The 20,948-nt window shown below is 75.1% G+C and carries 16 protein-coding genes; 12 read left to right on the forward strand and 4 right to left on the reverse strand.

Translation table 11 applies throughout. The features are described from left to right. The first annotated feature begins 118 nt into the window (after positions 1 to 118). The 7 genes from O7625_RS13155 (at position 119) to O7625_RS13185 (ending at position 7,916) form a co-directional block, all read left to right on the forward strand. The gene (locus tag O7625_RS13155; RefSeq protein WP_282346159.1) at positions 119 to 352 is read left to right on the forward strand and encodes a zinc-ribbon domain-containing protein; all 234 of its coding nucleotides are present in this window, start codon (positions 119 to 121) and stop codon (positions 350 to 352) included. 295 nt (positions 353 to 647) lie between these two features. Then, a complete protein-coding gene (locus O7625_RS13160; protein WP_282346163.1) occupies positions 648 to 1,736 on the forward strand; it encodes a hypothetical protein in 1,089 nt (362 codons plus the stop codon). Continuing rightward, positions 1,733 to 3,241, forward strand: coding sequence for a hypothetical protein (locus O7625_RS13165; RefSeq protein WP_282346164.1), 1,509 nt, complete (start codon positions 1,733 to 1,735; stop codon positions 3,239 to 3,241). Before O7625_RS13160 ends, O7625_RS13165 begins: the two co-directional genes overlap by 4 nt. A gap of 83 nt (positions 3,242 to 3,324) precedes the next feature. Beyond that, entirely contained in the window at positions 3,325 to 5,622 is a 2,298-nt protein-coding gene (locus O7625_RS13170; protein ID WP_282346165.1) for an EAL domain-containing protein, read from the forward strand. A gap of 79 nt (positions 5,623 to 5,701) precedes the next feature. Beyond that, on the forward strand, positions 5,702 to 6,460 hold the full coding sequence (locus tag O7625_RS13175) for a MerR family transcriptional regulator (RefSeq protein WP_282346166.1): 759 nt from the start codon (positions 5,702 to 5,704) through the stop codon (positions 6,458 to 6,460). 59 nt (positions 6,461 to 6,519) lie between these two features. Beyond that, the gene (locus O7625_RS13180) at positions 6,520 to 6,804 is read left to right on the forward strand and encodes an antibiotic biosynthesis monooxygenase family protein (protein ID WP_204956596.1); all 285 of its coding nucleotides are present in this window, start codon (positions 6,520 to 6,522) and stop codon (positions 6,802 to 6,804) included. A gap of 335 nt (positions 6,805 to 7,139) precedes the next feature. Further along, positions 7,140 to 7,916, forward strand: a complete 777-nt coding sequence (locus tag O7625_RS13185) for a hypothetical protein (RefSeq protein WP_282346168.1) — start codon at positions 7,140 to 7,142, stop codon at positions 7,914 to 7,916. Between the two features lie 249 nt (positions 7,917 to 8,165). Here O7625_RS13185 and O7625_RS13190 read toward each other — a convergent pair whose 3' ends face one another. Together O7625_RS13190 and O7625_RS13195 are read right to left on the reverse strand one after the other, a co-directional pair. Next, entirely contained in the window at positions 8,166 to 9,791 is a 1,626-nt protein-coding gene (locus O7625_RS13190) for an SLC13 family permease (protein WP_282346170.1), read from the reverse strand. Between the two features lie 48 nt (positions 9,792 to 9,839). Beyond that, a complete protein-coding gene (locus O7625_RS13195; protein WP_282346171.1) occupies positions 9,840 to 11,390 on the reverse strand; it encodes a gluconokinase in 1,551 nt (516 codons plus the stop codon). A 247-nt stretch (positions 11,391 to 11,637) separates the two neighbouring features. Here O7625_RS13195 and O7625_RS13200 point away from each other — a divergent pair, with 247 nt between their 5' ends. Continuing rightward, positions 11,638 to 12,723: a hypothetical protein gene (locus O7625_RS13200; RefSeq protein ID WP_282346172.1), complete on the forward strand. Its 1,086-nt coding sequence runs from the start codon at positions 11,638 to 11,640 to the stop codon at positions 12,721 to 12,723. A 125-nt stretch (positions 12,724 to 12,848) separates the two neighbouring features. Here the strand turns inward: O7625_RS13200 and O7625_RS13205 are convergent, their stop codons facing one another. After that, positions 12,849 to 13,271 (reverse strand): VOC family protein, encoded by a 423-nt coding sequence (locus tag O7625_RS13205; protein ID WP_282346173.1) that lies wholly within the window; start codon positions 13,269 to 13,271, stop codon positions 12,849 to 12,851. 53 nt (positions 13,272 to 13,324) lie between these two features. On the opposite strand from O7625_RS13205, the gene yidD reads away from it, so the two are divergent. Beyond that, a complete protein-coding gene (gene yidD, locus O7625_RS13210) occupies positions 13,325 to 13,708 on the forward strand; it encodes a membrane protein insertion efficiency factor YidD (protein WP_282346175.1) in 384 nt (127 codons plus the stop codon). 81 nt (positions 13,709 to 13,789) lie between these two features. Here the strand turns inward: yidD and O7625_RS13215 are convergent, their stop codons facing one another. Then, positions 13,790 to 14,008, reverse strand: a complete 219-nt coding sequence (locus O7625_RS13215; protein WP_231932830.1) for a hypothetical protein — start codon at positions 14,006 to 14,008, stop codon at positions 13,790 to 13,792. Between the two features lie 158 nt (positions 14,009 to 14,166). Here O7625_RS13215 and O7625_RS13220 point away from each other — a divergent pair, with 158 nt between their 5' ends. From O7625_RS13220 to O7625_RS13230, 3 genes are all read left to right on the forward strand, one after another. Continuing rightward, positions 14,167 to 15,033 carry a TetR/AcrR family transcriptional regulator gene (locus O7625_RS13220; RefSeq protein ID WP_282346931.1) on the forward strand — a complete coding sequence of 289 codons (867 nt, stop codon included), beginning with the start codon at positions 14,167 to 14,169 and terminating at the stop codon, positions 15,031 to 15,033. A 357-nt stretch (positions 15,034 to 15,390) separates the two neighbouring features. Next, positions 15,391 to 16,554 carry an aminoglycoside phosphotransferase family protein gene (locus tag O7625_RS13225; protein ID WP_282346176.1) on the forward strand — a complete coding sequence of 388 codons (1,164 nt, stop codon included), beginning with the start codon at positions 15,391 to 15,393 and terminating at the stop codon, positions 16,552 to 16,554. A gap of 80 nt (positions 16,555 to 16,634) precedes the next feature. Further along, on the forward strand, positions 16,635 to 20,936 hold the full coding sequence (locus tag O7625_RS13230; RefSeq protein WP_282346178.1) for an AAA domain-containing protein: 4,302 nt from the start codon (positions 16,635 to 16,637) through the stop codon (positions 20,934 to 20,936). The last annotated feature ends 12 nt before the right edge of the window (positions 20,937 to 20,948 follow it).

A 20,948-nucleotide genomic window follows, 5' to 3' on the forward strand; every position in this document is an offset into this window, starting at 1 on the left:
GCCGCACCGGGGCGGCAGCGGTGGCACCCGCCGGGGCGGTGCCCGTCCCGGTGCCGCCCCGGGCGTGGACATCGTCGTCCGGTGGTTCCCCGGCCGCCGGGCTGGGTACTGCCGGAGGATGCTCTTCATCTTCGGACTCCGCACCCGGGTCATCCGGGCGGGGGTGGTGACCGCCGTCTGCCGGCACTGCGGCAACCGGGCCGCACAGGTGATCAGCCGCCGGGTCACGAAGTTCACCCTGTTCTTCGTCCCGCTGATCCCGGTCCGGACGCGGTACGCGCAGCAGTGCTCGTTCTGCGGCACCGAGTACCCCGTCAGCGCCGACGAGGCCCGTCGCCTCCCGGTCGGCTGACCGTGGCCCGCTTCCTGTGCTGGCTGATCGGCGGGCCGCCGGCCGGGCCGGCGCCGACCGGCACCCGTCCGCTCTGCACCCCGGGCCGTCGCCGGTCGCGCCGTCGTCGCCGGCCGTCCGCCGGTGCCCACTCGCCCCGTTCGCCCTGGAACCGCTCCGCCGGCCGCTGAACCCGGCGCCGCCGCTGCACCACCCGGGCTCCGCTCCGCCGGCCGCGGAATCCGGCGCCGCCCCGGGCCGGCGCGGGGGTCGTCGGGCGGGGCAGGGTCGGCGGGGGCGGCTATCGTGGCCTGTCGTGACGAGCACCGCGCAACGGCTGGCCGCGATCCGGGGCGACGCGCCCCCGAAACGACACAACGCCCGGACGCTCGCCGCGCTCACCGGCAACCCCGGCTGCGCCCGGCGGGCGGTGCTGGACGGCGCCGGGGTGGACAAGACCGCGCTCGCCGGGCGGGTCGGCTTCCCGGCCCGGTTCGGTCAGTCCCGGTTCGCCATCACCCGGGGCAACGCGTTCGAGGCGCAGGTCAAGGCGGACGGTGGGGCGGAGCTGTTGCGGCTGGTCGCGCAGCGGTTGGGCGTACCGGTGCCGCAGCGGGCGAGCTGGACGGACCTGGGCGGGGCGGACGACCTGCCGGACCGGCGGGAACGGTCCCGGGCCGCGCTGACCGCCACCGGGCCGGACGCCGCGCTGTTCGACCATCCGCTGCTCGGGCTGGACGTCGCGGGTCAGCGGGTGCACCTGGAACCGGACCTGGTCGCCGCCCGGCTCGGTGGCCGGTTCCACGTCGTGGAGATCAAGTCGTTCCCGGTGATCGACGGGCAGGCCGACCCGGCGAAGGTGTCCGCCGCCGCCATCCAGTCGGCCGTCTACGTGCTGGCCCTGCGCGAGCTGCTCGCCGCCGGAGGGCGGGATCCGGAGTCGGTGTCGCACGACGTGGTGCTGGTCTGCCCGCAGGACTTCGCCAACCGGCCGGTGGCCAGCCTGATCGACGTCCGCAAGCAGCTGCTGGTGCTGCGCCGCCAGCTGGACCGGATGGCCCGGCTGGACGACCTGCTCGCCGCCGTGCCGGCCGACTTCACCGCCGACCCGGCGGCCGATCCGGCGACGCTGACCGCCGCGCTGCGGACCGTGCCGGCCCGCTACGCGCCGGACTGCCTGGCCGGCTGTGAGCTGGCGTACTTCTGCCGGGACGAGGCGCGCGGGCAGACCGGCGCGCTGGGCCGACCGGTGCGCGAGGCCCTCGGTGGCATCGCCGAGGTGTCCGAGGTGCTGGCCCTGGCGACCGGCGAGCGGGCCGCCGACCCGGAGCGGGAGGAGGCCGCCGCGCTGCTGCGGGCCGCCGCCCGGCTGCGCGCCGACGCCCTCGCCGGCGACCCCGCATGAGTACGCTGCGGGCGCTGGCGAAGGCCCAGGCCGTCGCCGCCGGGGTGGCCCAGCCGGTCGCCACCGTCCGGCACCTGCACCTGGCGGAACGCCCGCTGGTGCTGGTGCCGCTGGCGATGGCCGGTGAGGCGCACGCCCCGCTCGCCGCGCTGGTGGGCACCGCCCCCGACGACGCCCGGCTGCTGGTCGTGCCGCAGCCCCGCAACCGGGACCAGCGGTTCCGGTTCGTCACCGAGCTGGCCGCGATCGTGCTGCCCTGGCTGGACGGCTTCCGGGGTGTCGCCGAGGCGGTGGCCGTGGACCGGGGCCGCGACGTGCGGTACCGGTACGTGGACGCCCCGCAGCTCTGGGTGCCGAACCCGGCCGGAATCACCTTCCTGCGGCTGCTCGGCCGGTCCACCCGGTTCCGCCGCCCGGACGGCGACCATCCGGTGCACCCGGTCGTGCCGCTGCTCGGCCGCTGGCTGACCTTCTTCGCCGAACGGGCCGAGCAGCCCGGCTCGTCGGCGCTGCTGGCGATGACCGACGCGCTCACCCTGCACTGGGCGACCGGGCAGAGCGCGGTGGAGGACCTGCACCTGCCGGCGCTGCTGGGCTGGATCGACCCGCCGGCCGGCCGGACCGGTGCGCAGGCCGCCGCGCTCGCCGAGGACCCGCAGGTGTGCCCGCCGGCCGGCCCGGCCACCGACCCGGAGTTCGACAACGTGCTGCTCGCCCCGGCGATGGCCGGCTGGGCCGCCGCCGCCGACGACCCGGTCGCACGCGACGAGGCGTACGCGGAGCTGGTGCGGTTGCTGCGCGGGCAGCTCGCGCCCACCTGGGAGCTGATGTGGCGCGGCCTGGGCCTGCTCGGCGCGCTGCCGCCCGGGGCGCGGGTGGCGGGCCGCTGGGCCGGCGACCGGGACGCCTTCACCGGCTACGCCGAGCACCTCGACGCCGACGGCGGGCCGCAGCCCCGGCACGACGGCGCGGTGGCGGCGGCGGTCCGGCTGCACCGGCTGGAGCGCGCGGCGAGCGCCTACCTGGTGCAGCGCGCCTACGACGACCCGCTGGTGATGGCCGAGCACCGGCTGACCGGGGAGGCCTTCGTCGGGGAGGTGACGCTGGCCGACCCGGGGCGGGTGGACGACAGCGGGAAGCGGCCGGTGCTGCGGCCGAGGATCCAGGTGGTGACCGGCGACCCGGTCCGGATGCCGGTCGGGGCGACCCTCTGGTCGACGGCGCGGCCGGGCCAGAAGGCCAGGGTGGTATTCGTGACCCCGGCGGCGGACGGCCGGACCGAGGTGGTGCTGGAGCTGTCGGGCGGGATGGGTCGGGGGCTGACCGCGCCGCCGGGCAGCGTGCCGCAGGTGGGGGAGCAGCTCTGCCTGACCACCCTGTCGGAGGCGTTCCTGCCGGCCGGGACGTTCCCCACCGCCGAGGAGACACCGTGGACGCACGGGGGGCCGCCGACCCACGACGCGGCCGACGCCCGGGGATCCGAGCTGTCCTCAGTGGTCGGATAGCCGACCCGGTGAGTGTGGCGGCGACCCGCCCGGCTGGCTAGGCTTCGATGGTTCGCCGTCCGTGGGCCGTCCGCACGGTCGAGGTGCGCGTTGGAGAGAGAGCCGGAGCGATCACCGTGCTGCCCCAGGACGCCGTCTCCGGCGTGCCGATCCGACCACTGACCCTCCCCCGGGTGGGTGCGGTGGTCGCCGCGGTGGCCGTCGTCCTGGAGTTGGTCTGGCTGCTCGCCGCGTTGCCCGAGGCGGCCCTGGTCAGCGACGTCACCGCCACCGCCGTGGCGGGCTGGGCCAGCTACGCCTGCGCCCGGACGATGCGTCGGCACCCCGCCCCGCTGCGCCGGTTCTGGGCGCTGCTCGCGCTCACCATGGGGCTCGCCGCCGGTGGCCGGCTGCTCTGGACGGTGGACCGGCTGCGCGCCGACGAGCTGCCGCACACCCCGCTGATCTGGGCGGTCTTCACCGCCGGCATCGTCACCGGCACGGCCGCCCTGCTGGCCGCGCTGACCGCGCCGCGCAGCATGGTCGGCCGGGCCCGCACCGTGCTGGACGGGGTGATCGTCGGGCTCGCCCTGATCCCGATCGGCTGGGTGGTGGTGTTCCGCGACATCGCCGCCGCCGACCTCGACGATCCGTTGCGCACCCTGGGCCTGCTCTACCCGATGATCGACCTGATGCAGCTGACCATCCTGGTGGCGGTGGCCGGTCCGGCCCGGCCGGTGTGGCCGCCGTTGACCCTGCTCGGGGCCAGCCTGGCCACCCGGGCCGGCGCCGACGCGGTCTACGTCTCGCTGGTCGCGCACGGCGGCTACGCCCCGGGCCACCCGGTCGACGTCTGCTGGCCGCTGAGCTACCTGCTGATCGGCATCGCCACCACCCGGCCGCCGCCACCGACCTGCGACGGTGCCGAGGAGATCGGCGAGTCCCCGCTCCCGTCCTGGTGGCGGGTGGCGCTGCCGTACCTGCCGGTGGGCGGGGCGATCATCGCGGTGGTGCTGGCCCGCCGACCCACCGGGCAGACCCCGCCGCTGGTCTTCGTCGGCATGATGGCGCTGCTCGGGGTGCTCGCCCTACGGCAGGGGCTGGCCGCCAACGAGAACCTGCGGCTGGTGGCCCGGCTGCGTCGGCTCGCCTACGCCGACCAGCTCACCGGCCTGCCGAACCGGCTGATGTTCAACCGGCGGCTGCGCCGGGCGCTGCGCGAGGGGCCGCCGGTCGCCGTCCTGCTGCTCGACCTGGACGGCTTCAAACAGGTCAACGACCGGTTCGGGCACGCCACCGGCGACACCCTGCTGACCAGCATCGCGGTCCGGATGCGGACGGCCGTCGGTGACGACGGCACGATCGCCCGGCTCGGCGGCGACGAGTTCGCCGTGCTGGTCGACGGTGACCGCCCGGTCGCCCCGGAACGGCTCGCCGCCCGGCTGCTGGCCGCCCTGGAACCGTCCCCGGGGGAGGAGGACGTCGGGGTCCACCCGTCGGCGAGCATCGGCATCGCCGAGTTCGGCCCCCAGCACGCCAGCCACACCGACCTGCTGCGCGACGCCGACATCGCGATGTACGCGGCGAAGGCCGCCGGGAAGTCCGCGTACCGCACCTGCACGCCGGGGCTGCGGGAGTCGGCGGTGACCCGGGCCGAGCTGATCGCCGACCTGCGTCGGGCCGTCGACGAGCGGCAGCTCCACCTGGAGTACCAGCCGATCGTCGACCTGGCCACCGGCGCGGTCCGCAGCGCGGAGGCCCTGGTCCGCTGGCGGCATCCCCGACTCGGCCTGCTCGCCCCGGCGGCGTTCCTGCCGTTGGCCGAGGAGACCGGGCTGATCGTGCCGATCGACCGGTGGGTGATCCACGAGGCGTGCCGGGCGGCGGCGACCTGGCGGGTCCGGGTGCCCGAGGCGACCGTGGCGGTCAACATCGCCGCCGCGCACCTGCGCCGTCCCGACCTGATCGCCACCGTCACGGCGGCCACCGCCACCGCCGGCCTCGCCCCCCGCGCGCTCACCCTGGAACTGACCGAGTCGGCGCTGATCGACAGCAGCGAGGCGGTGCTGGAACGGCTCGCCCAGCTCCGTGGGCTGGGCATCCGGATCGCCATCGACGATTTCGGCACCGGCTACTCGTCGTTGAGCTATCTGCACCGCATCCCGGCCACCGATCTCAAGATCGACCGGTCGTTCGTGGCCCGGCTCGACACCGACGAGCGGGCGTACGCCACGGTCGAGATGGTCACCCGGTTGGCCGGGGCGTTCGACCTGGCGGTGGTGGCCGAGGGGGTGGAGACCGAGGGGCAGCACGAGGCGGTCACCGCGATCGGCTGCCTGCACGGCCAGGGTTACCGGTACGGCCGTCCCGGTGGCCTGGCCGCCCTGCAGGCCCCCCGCTGACCCCTCCCCCCCGACGGGGGAACCGGCTTGACCCTCACGTCACGGCAGGCCGCAACCTGGGTGCCGGAGGGAGGAGACCATGGCGTACACGGTGGGTCAGGTGGCGAAGGCGGCCCGGGTGACGGTCCGGACGCTGCACCACTACCACGATATCGGGCTGCTCTCGCCGAGCGGCCGGACGCCGGCCGGCTACCGCCGCTACGACGACGCGGACCTGGAGCGGTTGCAGCACATCCGCTTCTACCGGGAGCTGGGGTTTCCGCTGGAGGAGATCGCGGTGATCCTCGACGACCCGGATGCCGACCCGGCGGCGCACCTGCGCCGGCAGCACGACGTGCTGACCGGGCGGATCGGGAAGCTCCAGGAGATGGTCGCCGCGATCGAGATCGCGATGGAGGCGAGACGGATGGAGATCAACCTGACTCCGGAGGAACGGTTCGAGGTCTTCGGTGACGTCGATCCGGAGGAGCACGCCGAGGAGGCGCGGCAGCGCTGGGGCGACACCGAGGCGTACCGGGTGTCGACCCAGCGGGCGGCGAACTACTCGAAGGAGGACTGGCTGCGCATCAAGGCAGAGCAGGAGGACTGGGGACGGCGGATCGTGGCGGCGCTGACCGCCGGGACGCCCGCCGACTCGGCGGAGGCGATGGCGCTGGCCGAGGAGCACCGGCAGCTCATCGTCCGCTGGTTCTACGACTGCTCGTACGAGGTGCACACCGGGCTGGCCGACATGTACCTGGCCGACCCCCGGTTCACCGCCTTCTACGAGACGATCGCGCCGGGGCTGGCGGAGTACCTGGCGGAGGCGATCCACGCCAACGCGATCAGCCGGGCCTGAACGGTGCCCACGGTGGGTGAGGATGGGGGTTCGTCCCGCTCACCCACCGGAGGTCGTCTGTGTTCATCGTGGCCGGAAGTCTCTACGTCGACCCCGCCGAGCGGGACACCTACCTGGCCTCCTGCGTGGAGGTGGTCCGGCAGGCCCGCTCGGCGCCCGGCTGTGTCGACTTCGCCATCGGCGCCGACCTGGTCGAGCCGGGCCGGATCAACGTCTACGAACGCTGGGAGTCCGACGACGAGCTGCTGGCGTTCCGGGGGTCCGGCCCGGAACAGGAGCAGGTCGCGGCGATCCGTGGCGCGGAGGTGCACCGCTACCGCATCTCCGCCGTGGAGGCCCCCTGACCGGCCCCGGCCTGTCGGCCGAGGACAGACCGGACGCCTTCCCCGGCTCCCCGGGTTTCTGCCGGGGCATGCCGGTGTCCGGCCTTGCCCCGGTGTCCGGCCTTGCCCCGGTGTCCGGCCTTGCCCCGGTGTCCGGCCTTGCCCCGGTGTCCGGCCGTCGCCGGACCGGTCGGGGTGTCCGGGTGGACGCGGGTCGGGCCTGCCGTCGCCCGGGCCGGGTGGGTGCGGTCGGGGGTGGCCGGTCGGCGGCCGGGTGCCGGGCTAGGCTGGCGCGACCGCTCTGTCACCAGCGTCGATCGGCTCGGCCGGCGGGCGCGCCACCCGGGGAGACCGCCGTGAAGCACCCGAAGCTGGCCGTCGCCACGGCGGCCCTCGTCGCGCTGGTGACGGCGGCCGGCTGCACCTCGGACGGCGGCGGTGCGGGACCGGCCCCGACCACCGGGTCGTCCACGACCGGACCGGCCCCGACCGAGCCGGCCGCCGTGCTGGCCACCGCCGCGCAGCGGGTCGACCAGGAGTCCTACCGGTTGACCCTCGGTGCCGGTGCGGGCGGGGACGGCACCGTGCTGCTCTGGGATCCGAAGGGCCGGCGCGGCCTGGAGACGACGACGCTGGTCGTGGCGAACGGCAAGGTGGTCGTCGAGCGGCTCGCCACCGGCACCGACGTCTACGTCAAGGTGACCGCCCCGGATCGGAGGGTGCCGGTGTGGGACGGGCGCACCTGGTGGCACCTGGGCACCGCCGAGGCCGCCGCCGGGAAGCGGACCGGCGTGGACAACACCCGGCTGGCCAGCACGCTCGGCACGGCCACCGGGGTGCGCGCCACCGGTGAACGCGCTTACGCCGGCACCCTGGACCTGCGTCGGAGCACCGAGGTGCTCGGCAGCGGGATGAGCGGGGTGCTCGGCGAGCGGGCCGCGGCGGTGCCGTTCACCGCGACGGTGGACGCGCAGGGCCGGCTGGTCCGCTACCGGATCGAGCTGTCCGGCGAACCGGGCAGGGCCTCGGCGCTCGACCTGACGTACGCCGACTTCGGCCTGCCCGTGTCGGCGGAGAAGCCGGCGGTCGGCCTGATCGGCGAGGACCCGCCGGCCAACATCCCCGGCGCCTGAGCCCCGCCGTCCGGCCGCCCCGCCCGGCGGGGCTGGCTTGCTCGGCAACATCGCCACCACTGCGGTGTCCGCGCGCTCCGACACCGCTATCGCGGCGACATTGAGTTGATCAACGCCGATCCGACCGGCCTGTGCCGGCCCGACCGGCCTGTGCCGGCCCGACCGGCCTGTGCCGGCCCGACCGACCTGCGCCGATCCGACCGACCTGTGCCGACCCGATCTGACCGGCGGGCGCGGGCGCGGGGGATCTCACAGGAGCAGGTCGAGCAGGAGCACACCGGCGAAACCGACCACCGAGATGATCGTCTCCAGCACCGACCAGCTCTTGATGGTCTGCCCCACGGTCAACCCGAAGTACTCCTTGACCAGCCAGAAGCCGGCGTCGTTGACGTGCGAGAAGAAGAGCGAGCCGCAGCCGACGGCCAGCGCCAGCAGCGCCACCTCCGGCCGGTCCAGGGTGGCCGCCAGCGGCGCGACGATACCGGCGGCGGTGATCGTGGCGACCGTCGCGGAGCCGGTGGCGACCCGGATGCCGACGGCCACCAGCCAGCCCAGCAGCAGCGGGGAGAGGTTGGCGTCCTTGGCCGCGTCGGCGACCAGGTCGCCCACCCCGGCGTCCACCAGCACCTGCTTGAAGCCGCCACCGGCGGCGACGATCAGCAGGATGCCGGCGATCGGCGGCAGCGAGCCGCCGAGCACCGAGGAGACCTGGCCGCGGCTGAATCCGGCCTGGTAGCCGAGGGTGAACATGGCGACGAGCACGCCGGCCAGCAGCGCCACGATCGGTGCGCCGGCGATGTCCAGGGCCTGCCGGGCGAAGGTCCCCTCGGCCATGGTCAGCTCGCCGACCGCGCGCAGCAGCATCAGCACCACCGGGAGCAGCACGGTGAGCACCGCCGGCCAGAACCCGGGGGTACGCCGGGCGGTCTCGGTGCCGCTGTCGTCGACCGGGGCGCCCGGCCGACCGGTGCCCGGGTTGACCAGGTCGTCGTCGGTGAGCAGGTCACCGTCGACGTCGTCACCGGCCCGTCCCCGCCCGGTGTCCGGGCCGTCGGTGCTTCGTCCGGTGGGGCCGTCGGGGCCACGGCCGGTGTCCGGGCCGTCGGTGCCCCGGCCGCGCCCGGCAGTGGGGGCGGCCGGGCTGCCGGGTCCGCGTCGACCGCCGCCCCCGGTGGCCGGCTGCCGGGTGGGCAGCAGCGCGGCCGGGGCGGTGGCCGGGACGTACCGGGCGATGAAGTTGCCGAACACCGGACCGGCGATGATCACGGTGGGGATCGCGATGATCAGACCCAGCCCGAGGGTGAGCCCCAGGTCGGCGTCGAGCGAGGAGATCGCCACCAGCGGACCGGGATGCGGCGGCACGAGGCCGTGCAGCACCGACAGGCCGGCCAGCGCCGGAATGCCGATCTTCATCAGGGGCACGTCGGTACGCAGGGAGACCAGCAGCACGATCGGCACCAGCAGCACCACACCGACCTCGAAGAAGAGCGGCAGACCGATCAGCGCGGCGACCCCGGCCATCGCCCAGGGCAGGGCGGAGCCGGAGACCCGCCCGACGACCCGGTTGACGATGCCGTCCGCCCCGCCGGACTCGGCGAGCAGACCGCCGATCATCGCGCCGAGGGCGATCAGCAGACCCACCCCGCCGACGGTCGAGCCGACCCCGGCGCTGAACGACTCGATCATCGCGTCGGGGGCCATGGCGGCGACCACCCCGAGCACCGCCGCACCGAGGATCAGCGACAGGAAGGGGTGCACCTTGCCCCAGGCGATGAGCAGCACCACCGCGGCGATGCCCAGCAGAGCGGCCACGACGAGCTGGGCGTCACCGGCGTTGGTGACCGGTTCGGCCGGTGCGGCGAGGAGGACGGGCACGGCAATCACGACCTTCGGACAGGGTCCGACCCGGGGCGGGGCGGGCGATCACATGGGTGCGGGTGTGGGTGGCGGCTCCGCCGGCAGGCTGGGGGCCATTCGGCGTAGCGACGCGAAGGTGGGCACCAGCGCGTCGTACAGCTCGGCGTGCAGGGGGAGCAGGGCGGCGTAGGTGGCGGCGGAGGCCGGCTCGGGGCGTACCGTCTCGTCGATCCGCACCAGGTCGGCGGCGACGTCGACGGAGTCGATCAGGCCGAGCGCCTGCATCCCGAGCAGCGCTGCGCCGAAGCTGGAGCCCTCGTGGCCGGCGGGGAACCGCACCGGCATGCCGAGCGCGTCGGCGAGCATCTGCCGCCACAGTGGGCTGCGGGCGAAGCCGCCGCTGGCGCGCACCTCGCGGACCTCGTTGCCGGCCGCCCGGACCGACGCCAGGACGAGGGCGAGCTGCTGGCAGACCCCCTCCAGCGCGGCCCGGACGAGATGCTCGCGGCGGTGCCCGTGGGTCAGCCCGACGTACGCCCCGCGCGGCAGCGCGCTCCAGTGCGGGGCCCGCTCGCTGAGCAGGTACGGCAGCATGATCAGCCCGCCGGAGCCGACCGGTGCGGTGGCGGCCAGCGCCAGCAGCTCCTCCTCGCCGTGCTCGCCGAACTCGGGGGCGAGCGCGTCACCGGCCCACTGGAGCACGATCCCGCCGTTGTTGATCGCGCCGCCGACCACCCAGCGGTCCTCGGTGAGCGCATAGCAGAACACCCCGCCGAGCGGGTCGACGGCGGGGCGTTCGACGGCCACCCGCATCGCCCCGGAGGTGCCGATGGAGCAGGCGACGACGCCGGGACGTACCGCGCCGAGGCCGAGGTTGGCCAGCGGGCCGTCGCCCGCGCCGACCACGACCGGGGTGTCGGCGGGCAGACCGGTGGCGATGGCGGCGCGGGCGGTCAGCCCCGGCAGCACGGTGGTGGTGGGGACGAGTCGGGGGAGCTGTTCCTCGGTGATCTGGGCGATCCGCAGCGCCTGGGCGTCCCAGCCGAGTCGGTGGATGTCCAGCAGGCCGGTGGCCGAGGCGACCGAGTGGTCGGTGACCAGGGTGTCGGTCAGCCGCAGCAGCACGTAGTCCTTGATGCCGACCCAGTGGGCGACCCGACCGTGCAGCGTCGGCTCCTGCTCGGCGTACCAGAGGATCTTCGGCAGTGGGGCCATCGGGTGCACGGGGGTGCCGGTGCGCCGGTGCAGGTCCAGCCCCCAGGGCGCGGCGCGCAGCCGTTCGGCCTTGCCGCTGGCCCGGGAGTCGGCCCAGGTCACCGACGGGGTGAGCGGTGCGCCCTCCGGGTCGAGGCCGATCAGGCTGTGCATCGCGGTGCTGAACGACAGGCCGGCGATCCCGTCGCCCAGCTCGGTGACGACGGTGCGGATGGTCTCCACCACCGCGTCGAAGATGAGCTGCGGGTCCTGTTCGGCGTAGCCGGGGTGCGGCTCGTCGAGGGGGTAGCCGACGGAGTGGCTGGCGATCTGGTGACCGTCGGTGTCGTACGCCACGGTCTTGGTGCTGGTGGTGCCGATGTCGACGCCGAGCACCAGGTGGCGCTGGTCCGGGCCGGTCACGGGGTACCCCCTTGGCGTCGGTGGTGCGGGCGCTGCGCTGCGGACCCGGCTGCGGCTGACGTTACCCATGGACGCACCACCCCGCACGGCGTCGGAGCGACGGTGGACCCGTGCGGTAGGTGCCGCCGACGGTCGGATCCATCCCTCGATCGGGTGGTAAATCCGGAATTCCGGGCCATCGGGCCGGTGGCCGCCGTTGAACCCGGTGAACACCCCGGTTGGTGGCTCGCGCGGCGGAGGAGTCGGCGTGGCGATGACTGATTCGACGGGTTCGACCTGGCGTTACACCTGGGCACGCCGGCAGAACGAACGGCGACGGCGGGCCTTCCGCACCGACGAGCGGGCCTGGCGACGCCGCGACGACGAGCTGCGCCGGCTGCGAGCCCTCGCCGTCGGCCTGCGGGGCACGGCGGCCTCCGGGGTCGGCCTGCCGCTGGCGCTGGGCCCCGGCGAGGCCGTCCTGTGGACGATGCCCGGCGCGCAGCTGGTCGAGGTCCGGCACACCGGCGTGCTACCCGCCCCCGAGCTGGTCGTCGAGCCGGACTGCGGGCGGCTGCGGCACCGGCTGCCCGACGGGGTCCGGGCCACCGACGCCGGCATCGCGGTGGTCACCAACCGCCGGCTGGTCCTGGTCGGCGGGCGGGGTCGGCGCGACTGGGCGTACGGGAAGATGACCGGGCTGCTGCACGACCCGGCGGCGCCGGTCACCCTGGTGCAGGTCCTGGACCGGCGGCAGACCTCCGGCGTGCTGCTGCCGCCGGGCCGGGCGGCCGAGTTCCGGTTCGTGCTCACCCTGGCCTTCGCCGACGCCATCGAGCAGCGGGCCGCCGTCCTCGCCCAGCTCGACGAGCTGATCGCGGTGCACGCCGAGAGCACGCCGTTCCGGCCGGCGATCGCCACCCCCGCGCAGGCCCGGATCAGCGCCCGGATCCCCGGCGGTCGACGTACCGTCGCGGTGGCCGCCGCGCTGACCCTGGTGGTGCCGGCGGTACTGGCCGAGTCGGATCCGCCGGTCACCCCGGAGGTGGCGGCGGCGGCCACCGCCGCACCTGTCCCGTCCCGCACCCGGCCCCCGTCGCCCGCCCCGTCGCCGTCCGTGGTGCGGGAGCGGCGCTGCGGGGCGCCGGCCAACCCGATGGGGTACGACTACTGCGGCGGGGCACGAATCCGCCGGCCCGACCACCGGGTCTGCGACTGGTTCGACTGCGCGCCCGAGTTCTGGGCCGGACGCGGCTACCTGGTGCTCTGCCGGGACGGCGCGGTCAGCCTGACCGGCGGCCGGCCGAAGCCCTGCGCCGGGCACGACGGGGTACGCCGCACCGTCGACCGCTGACCGCCTCGTCCGCTCCGGGTCCGGTGCCGGCCGCCCCGCCCGTCCGGTCGGGGCCGGCCCTCCCGTCCCGCCGGTCCCGGTCCCGATCGGGGCCGGGTCGCCGGTTCCGGCCCCCCCGGGGACGGTCAGGACGTCAGGTCGGGCACGGTGAGGCTGCCGTCCTCGGCGAGGGGGAAGCCCGGGTTCCAGGCGATCTCCCAGAGGTGGCCGTCCGGGTCGGTGAAGCAGCCGGCGTATCCGCCGTAGAAGGTCTCCGCCGCCGGTCGGGTGATGCGCGCCCCGGCCCGGTCGGCGGCGGCCAGGATGTCGTCCACCTCGGCGCGGGAGTGGACGTTGTGCGCCAGTGACACCGCCCCCGGGCCGGTGTCGGGCACCCCGCCGTCGGCGGCCAGCGCGGCCCGGCCCCAGAGCACCACGGCCAGCCCGCCGGCCTGGAAGAAGACGGTCTCCTGCACCTCCTGGCCACGCCAGCCGAGGCGTTCGTAGAAGGCGCGGGCCCGGGGCAGGTCGGCGACCCCGAGCGTGATCAGACTGACCCGCTGGTCCATCCCCGGACCCTACCCGCGTACGCCTTGCGTGGTGGTGGCGCGGCCGTCGCATCATGTACGGCGTGATCCATTTCAAGCGTAAGCAGCGCAGGAAGAAGCGTGACTGGTGCGACGCCGACTGCGACGTCTGCGACTGCGACGGTCTGCCCTGCTGCGACTTCGGCCTGTTCTCGTTCCTGCTCACCCTCGGTGCGACCACCGCCCAGGTCAGCCACGCGCCGGTGGTGGACCGGGCCGGCCGGGCGGCGATCCTCGGTTACCGGCGGTGGTTGTCGCACCGCTGGCCGGGCCGGTGCCGCTACACCCCGACGTGCAGCGCCTACGGCCTGACCGCCGTCGAGCGGTACGGGCTGGCGGTCGGCGGCCGGATGGCGGCGGACCGGCTGCGCCGCTGCAAGCCGGGCGTCCCGCACGGCACCCACGACCCGGTCCGCTGACCCATCCGCCTCCGGCCCGGCCGGCGGGGGTGCCCGATCGGGCGGTGCCGGCGCGGCCGGGGGCACACCTGGCCTGCAGGGCTACGATGTCACGTCCCGGTAGACCTCGACGTCGTAGATGAGCCGGACCGGCTCGCCGTTCGTGGTGCCGACGAAGACGGGTTCGGCGGCGGGGGTCCGCCCGCGTCGCCACACCTCGGCGCGGGCGGCGTCCCGGGACTCGCGGTGGACCTTGCCGGCCCGGTGCAACTCCACCACCCGACGCGCGGTGTACCGGTCGCTGTCCAGCTGGATCCGCATCAGCGGCACGGGTCGCCACCGTCCTTCCGGGGGATCGCCGTTGCTCACCGGGGCGGCCGGTGACCTTCGCGCGCGGCCGCCCGGACGGTGAACATCTAATCTAACAACGTTAAGTTAACCGACACGGTACTAGGCTGGCGCGGGTGGACGCGAGTGGATTGACCGGGGCACCCGCCGAGCGGCCGGGCGGCCGCTCCGACGGCAGGGCCGGCACGGTGTGGCTGCGCGACGAGCCGGCCCGCAACCGTCGGGCCACCCCGCTGACCCGGGAGCGGATCGTGGCGGAGGCCGTGGCCCTGCTCGACCGGCACGGTGTCGACGGGCTGACCATGCGCCGGCTGGCGGAGCGTCTCGGGGTCACCCCGACGGCCCTCTACTGGCACGTGACCACGAAGGAGGACGTCCTCGACCTGGCCGTCGACCAGATCTTCGGCGAGGTGCCGCTGCCGACCGAGAACGCGATGGTCACCGATAACCCGACCGAGAGCGCGGTGGTCACCGATAACTCGGTCGAGAACGCGGTGGTCACCGACGGCCCGACCGGGGAGCCGTCGGTCGCCGTCGGCGCCGACTGGCGCGACGACGTCCGCACGCTGACCGCCGGCTGGCGGGCGGCCATGCTCCGCCACCCCTGGGCGCCAAGCCTGATCGGCCGACCCATGCTCGGCCCGCACGTCCTCGCCCGTACGGAGTTCCTCCAGTCGGCGCTGGTCCGCGCCGGGTTCACCGGCGTCCACCTGGCCGTGATGACCCGGCTGGTGGCCAACTACGTGATCGGCGCGGCGCTCACCGAAGCCACCTGGCGCCAGACGAACGACCCCCGGGTACGTGCCGAGGCCCGCCGACACCTGGAGGCGAACGCCGCCGCCTATCCCACCCTCACCGCCTCCGGCCACCTCGACGACGCACAGTGGAGCGACGACGACCTCTTCCTCCGGGGCCTCGACGCCATCCTCGCCACCCACCCGGGCGCGTTGACCGCCACCCACCCGGGCGCGCTGCCCATCACCGCCCCGGTCCGCTGACCGCCACCCACCCGGGCGCGCTGCCCATCACCGCCCCGGTCCGCTGACCGCCGCCGTCCCGGGCGCGCTGGCCGCTCCCGTCCCGGGCGCGCTGGCCGCTCCCGTCCCGGGCGCGCTGGCCGCTCCCGCCCCGGGCGCGCTGGCTGCTCCCGCCGTCCCGGTGGTCAGTGCCTCGTTGTGTGGAGAGTTGTTGTCGCCAGGACGACAACAACTCTCCACACAACTCGCGGCTCGATGTCGATGTCGACGGTTGTCGTGGCGGTGGGTGCGGCTGGCTCGCTCCGGTGCGCTAGTACGTCGCCTGCCGCCGTGGTAATCGGCTCGCCCGACGGGCCGGGCGGTGGTTACCGTCCGGGCATGTCCCGCACCGTGCGCCTCGTCCTGGTCGACGCCACCGGCCGGACGCTGGGCGCGCTGCCCGACTTCACCGTGCCGGTGCCCTGGTGGCAGGACACGGTCGAGGTCGTCGCCGGCGCCCGCGCGGCCTACGGCACCGAGGTGGCCGTGTTGCGGCTGCTCGCCGGGCAGCGGGGCGAACCGCCCGGGGGTCACGTCGGCTACCTGGCGGAGGCCGTCGGGCCGGTGGGCGTACCGCTGCTGCCGGCGGAGGCGGTGGAGCCGGCGGCGCATCCGTTGCGGGCGCCCTACGCGCAGCCGGGCGGGCCGGCGGCGAGCCTGGCCTGGGCCGCCGGGCAGCTCGACCGGCTGGGTCGGCCGGCGACCGGGGCGGCCCAGCAGCGCACCTGGAACCTGTCGGCGATCTGGCGGCTCGACGGGCCGCACGGCACCACCTGGCTCAAGCAGGTGCCGTCCTTCTTCCGGCACGAGGCGGCGGTGCTGCGGCTGCTGGCCGACGACCCGGACACGCCGACGCTGCTCGCCGCCGACGACGAGGGCCGGATGCTGCTCGACCACGTGCCGGGGGAGGACCGCTACGGCGCCGACGCCGCCGAACGCACCGCGATCACCGCCGTCCACCATGCCCTCCAGCTACGCGCCGTGCCCACTGTCGACCGGCTGGCCGCCGCCGGGGTGCCGGACCTGCGCGGTGCCGCCCTGGCCCGGTGGCTCCGTACCATGCTCGCCCCGCACCCCGCCGCCGACCGGCACCTCGCCGACGTCGAGACGCGGCTCGCCGAGGTGGCCCGGTGCGGGCTGCCGGACACCCTCGTGCACGGCGACCTGCACCCCGGCAACGTCCGCGCCGACGGGCGGCGGCGGACCGTCATCGACTGGGGTGACTCGTTCGTCGGGCACCCGGCCTTCGACGTCCTCCGGCTGACCGAGCAGCTGCCCGCCGGGCCGGCCGCCGCCGTGCTCGCCGACTGGTGCGCCCGCTGGCGCTCCGACGTGCCCGGCTGCCGACCGGAGCGGGCGGTGGCGCTGCTGCGGCCGGTGGCCTGGCTGCGGATGGCGGCCGTGTACGCGATGTTCCTCGCCGGGATCGAACCGAGCGAACGGATCTACCACGCCAAGGATGTGCCGGCCAACCTGGCGCGGGCGGCGGCCGAGCCGGGGTGAAGAATGCCGACCGGAGGTCCCGTCCGGGAGGAATTCGCCGGTAGGGTGCCGGGGACCGCCACAGCCAGCAAAGGTGCCGCATGCTCTCCCGCGCCACGTCCGACACTGAAACGCCCGCGCTGATCCTGGCGCGCACCACCGCGCTGGTCGACTACCTGATGGCGGTCCGCGCCCAGCTGGAGAAGCCGGCCCGGACGGTGCCCACCACGGACGCGTTCTGGCAGCACGACCTGCCCGAACACCCCGACTGCCAGATGGGCGTCTCGGCCGACGGGGTCAGCTGGCTGCGGGTCGGCTTCCCGGCGGCCCCCCGGCGGCTCAAGACCCCTGTCGAGTTCGTCCCGCACCTGGCCGACGCCCCGCCCTATCCGGCCGAGCCGGAACTGACCGGTGACGACGAGACGGTCGCCCGGCTGCGACCCCGCTTCGACCGGTGGCGGGAGCAGGACTGGCGGCCCTGGGCCGAGCAGGCCGCGGCCACCGACCGGGTACGCCAGCTGCACCGCGCCCTGTTCGACCTCATGCACCGGATCGACATGACCGCCGCCAGCCACGAACTCGTCTGGGGCCACGGCGTCGTCACCACCGAGGTCGACGGGCACCGGGTGCGGTACCCGTTGGTGGTGACCCCGGTCGCCGTCGAGTTCGACCCCGACCGGTCGGTCGTCCGGGTCGTGCCGCAGGGGCCGGCCCGGTTGCAGACCGATCCGTTGACCGGCCTCGACGAGCGTTACCTGCGGCAACTGCTCGACCTGGCCGGGGCGGGCGGGCAGCTCGACCTGGACGTCTGGGCGGCGGAGGACCGGCGGGACTTCCTCGCGCGGGCGCTGCGCCGCCTCGGCCACGACCCGGTGCTGCGCGACGCCGACGCCCCCGCCCCCACCGGGGCGTACGTGCACGACACCGGGGTGCTGTTCGTCCGACCCCGGCAGCGGATGCTGCGTCGTTTCCTGGAGGAGCTGCGGTCCCGGCTGCTGGCCGGCGACACCACCGGCATCGGCGCGCTCGCCGCGATCCTCGCCCACGAGCCGAGCCGGCTGGAGATGCCGCAGGACGAGCCGCAGCGGTGGCAGCCGCTGGGTGAGCGGCTGCTCATGCCGCTGCCCACCAACGAGGCGCAGGAGTCCATCGCCCGCCGGTTGGCCCAGCACCGCAACGTCGCCGTGCAGGGGCCGCCCGGCACCGGCAAGACGCACACCATCCGCAACCTCATCTGCCACCTGATGGCGCACGGCAAGCGGGTGCTGGTCGTGGCGCAGAAGGAGGACCCGCTGCGGGTGCTGCGCGACGGCCTGCCCGCCGAGATCCAGCCGCTCTGCCTGGCGGTGCTCGGCCGCTCCGCCGACCAGCTCGTGCAGCTCCAGCTCGCCGCGCGGGAACTCTCCGACCGGGGCGCCACCCTGGACCGCCGCGTCGAGCAGCAGAAGGTCGACCGGCTGCGCCGGCAACTGGAGGAGACTGAGCGGGACCTGGGGCTCGCCCTGGCCGGGCTGCGGGCGTTGGCCGAACACGAGTCCGCCCGGTACGAGATCGACGGCATCCGGCTGTCCCCCGGCGACGTCGGGGCCTGGCTGCGCGAACGGGCCGACCGGTACGGCGACATCCCCGACCCGCTCGCCCCCGACCTCGACGCCCCGCTGACCGGCGAGGAGTTCAGCGAACTGCTCGACATCGCCCGGCGTACCCGGCGACAGGACCGTGCCCAGGCGCTGCGGCACCTGCCGACGGTGGCCGAGCTGCCCACCGCCGAGGCGGTCCGGGCCGACCGGCGTGAGCTGGCCGACACCCGGCGTGAGCTGGACCGGCTGGCCGACGCCGGGATGCTGGTCGCCGAGGTCCGCGCCGTCGGGCGGCCCGCCCTGGAGGAGCTCGGCGGGCAGCTACGGGAGGCGCTCACCCAGCTCACCGGGCGGGAGGGGGCGTGGACCGACCGGCTCGGCACCCTGGTGCAGGCCGACGCGAACTGGCGGATCCGGTGGGAGGACCACGTCGCCGCCAGCGAGCAGGCGCTCGCCGACCTGGCCGCCGCCGCCCGGGTCATCGCCGGGCACGAGGTCGCCGTCGTCGAGGCCCACCTGACCGAGCCGCGCCGGCTGCTGGCCCTCCTCGACGAGCTGCGGCAACGGTTCACCGCCGGCAAGGGCGTCCACAAGCTCTTCCAGGGCACCCTGGCCCGGATCGCCGCCGACTGCCGGATCGACGGCGAGATGCTGCGCAGCGCCGCCGACGTCGACATCGTCGTCGCGTACGTCACCCGGCGTCGGCTGCGGCAGGCGTTGGCCACCCGGTGGGCGGAGTGGCGGGCGCCGCTCGGCCTGCCCGCCGAGGTCGGCGACGAGCCGGAGTACTGGACCGGCCAGCTGCTCACCGCCGCCGCCACCGCGCTGGACTGGGACCGGCGGCGCTGGCCGGCGCTGCTGCACACCGTCCGCCGGATGCTGCCGCGCGCCGAGCACACCACCGACGTACGCCGGCTGACCGCGCTGATCGCCCTGCTCGGCCGGGGTACGGCGGTGTTCGCCCACGACGAGCTGGTCGCCGAGGAGCACCGGCTCGACGCGCTGCTCCAGCGCGGCATGTCCGGCGGGGACGCCAGCGACCTGTGGCGGCTGCTCGACCAGGCGTTCCAGGGGGACCTCGACGGCTGGGACGCCCTCCTCGACGAGGTGCGCAGGCTCGCCGCGCTGCGCCCCGAGGCGCAACGCTTCGGCCAGCTCACCGACCGGCTGCGCCCCGTCGCCGCGGACTGGACCGCTCAGCTCGAGGCCGGCACCGCCGCCGCCCTGCACGGCACCGGCGCGGACTGCCTCGACCGGTGGCGGTGGCGGCGTGCGCAGACCTGGTTCGACCAGGTGGTCGGCAGTGTCGACCCGGTCGCCCTGGGCCGGCGCGTCGACCGCACCCGGGAACGGATCCGGCAGCTCACCCGGGAACTGGTGGTCGCGTCGGCCTGGTTGGAGGTGTCGCTGGCGCTGGACGACCGACGGCGGGCCGCCCTCGCCGACTGGACCACCGCGCTCCGCAAGATCGGCAAGGGGACCGGGCGGAACGCCGCCCAGTGGCAGGCCCACGCCCAGAAGGCGATGACCGCCGCCGTGGACGCGGTGCCGGTCTGGGTGATGTCCGTCGACCGGGCCATCGAGCAGTTCGCCGGCGGGGCACGGTTCGACGTGGTCATCGTGGACGAGGCGTCCCAGGCCGACCTGTTCGCGCTGCCCGTGCTCAGCCTCGCCGAACGGGCCGTCGTGGTCGGCGACGACCAGCAGATCGGGCCGCAGCTCTCCTTCGTCGGCAGCGTCACCGGCCTGATCAACGCACACCTGGTCGACGTGCCGTCGGCCGAGCACTTCGACCCGGAGAGCAGCCTCTACGACCACGCGGTCCGCCGCTCACCCGAGCGGATCCTGCTGACCGAGCACTTCCGGTCCGTACCGGCGATCATCGGGTTCTCCAGCGACACCTACTACGGCGGCGAGATCGAACCGCTGCGCACCGACCGGCCCGCCGGCATCGGCGACCCGGTGGTCGCCGTGCACGTGCCCGAGGGCATCCGTCAGGATCTGCCCACGTACGGCAACGTCAACGTCGCCGAGGCCGAGGCGCTGGTCGCCCGGGTCGCCGCGATCGTCGCCGATCCGGCGTACGCGGGCCGCAGCGTCGGCGTGGTCAGCCTGCTCAGCACCAGCGGGCAGGCAATCTATCTGCTGTCCCGGCTGCGCGAGGAGATCGGCGCGGAGGAGATGGAACGCCGCCGGCTGCGCGTCGGCGACTCCTACACCTTCCAGGGTGACGAACGCGACGTGGTGCTGGTGTCCACGGTCGTCTCCCCGCTCAACGGCCCGGTCGCCGCCTTCACCAAGCGCGACCACCACCGCCGGGTCAACGTCGCCGCCTCCCGGGCCCGCGACCAGCTCTGGGTGTTCCACTCGGTGCAACCCGACGACCTGCGCCCCGACGACGCCCGGGGGCTGCTGCTGCGCTACTGCCAGAACGTCAACACCGCCGAGGAGGCGTACGACGACCTGGAGAAGCGCTGCGACAGCGACTTCGAACGCGAGGTGCTGCGGCGGATGCTGCGCCGGGGGCTGCGGCCGTTGCCGCAGTTCCGGATCGGCTCGTACCGGATCGACTTCGTGCTGCCCGCGCCGGACGGGCGGCGGCTGGCGATCGAGTGCGACGGGGACGCCTACCACGGGCCGGAGCAGTGGGAGAGTGACATGCGCCGGCAGGCGGTGCTGGAACGGGTCGGCAACTGCGTGTTCGTCCGGATCCGGGGCAGCGTGTTCAGTCGGGATCCGGAGGCGGCGCTGGCACCGCTGTGGCAGCTCATCGAGGAGTTGGGCATCGAGGGCCATCGGACGGTCGAGGAGCACCCGTCCTGAACGGTCGCTGCC

The sequence above is a fragment of the Micromonospora sp. WMMD714 genome (assembly GCF_029581315.1).
In the GTDB taxonomy this organism is placed as follows: Bacteria; Actinomycetota; Actinomycetes; order Mycobacteriales; family Micromonosporaceae; genus Micromonospora; species Micromonospora rifamycinica.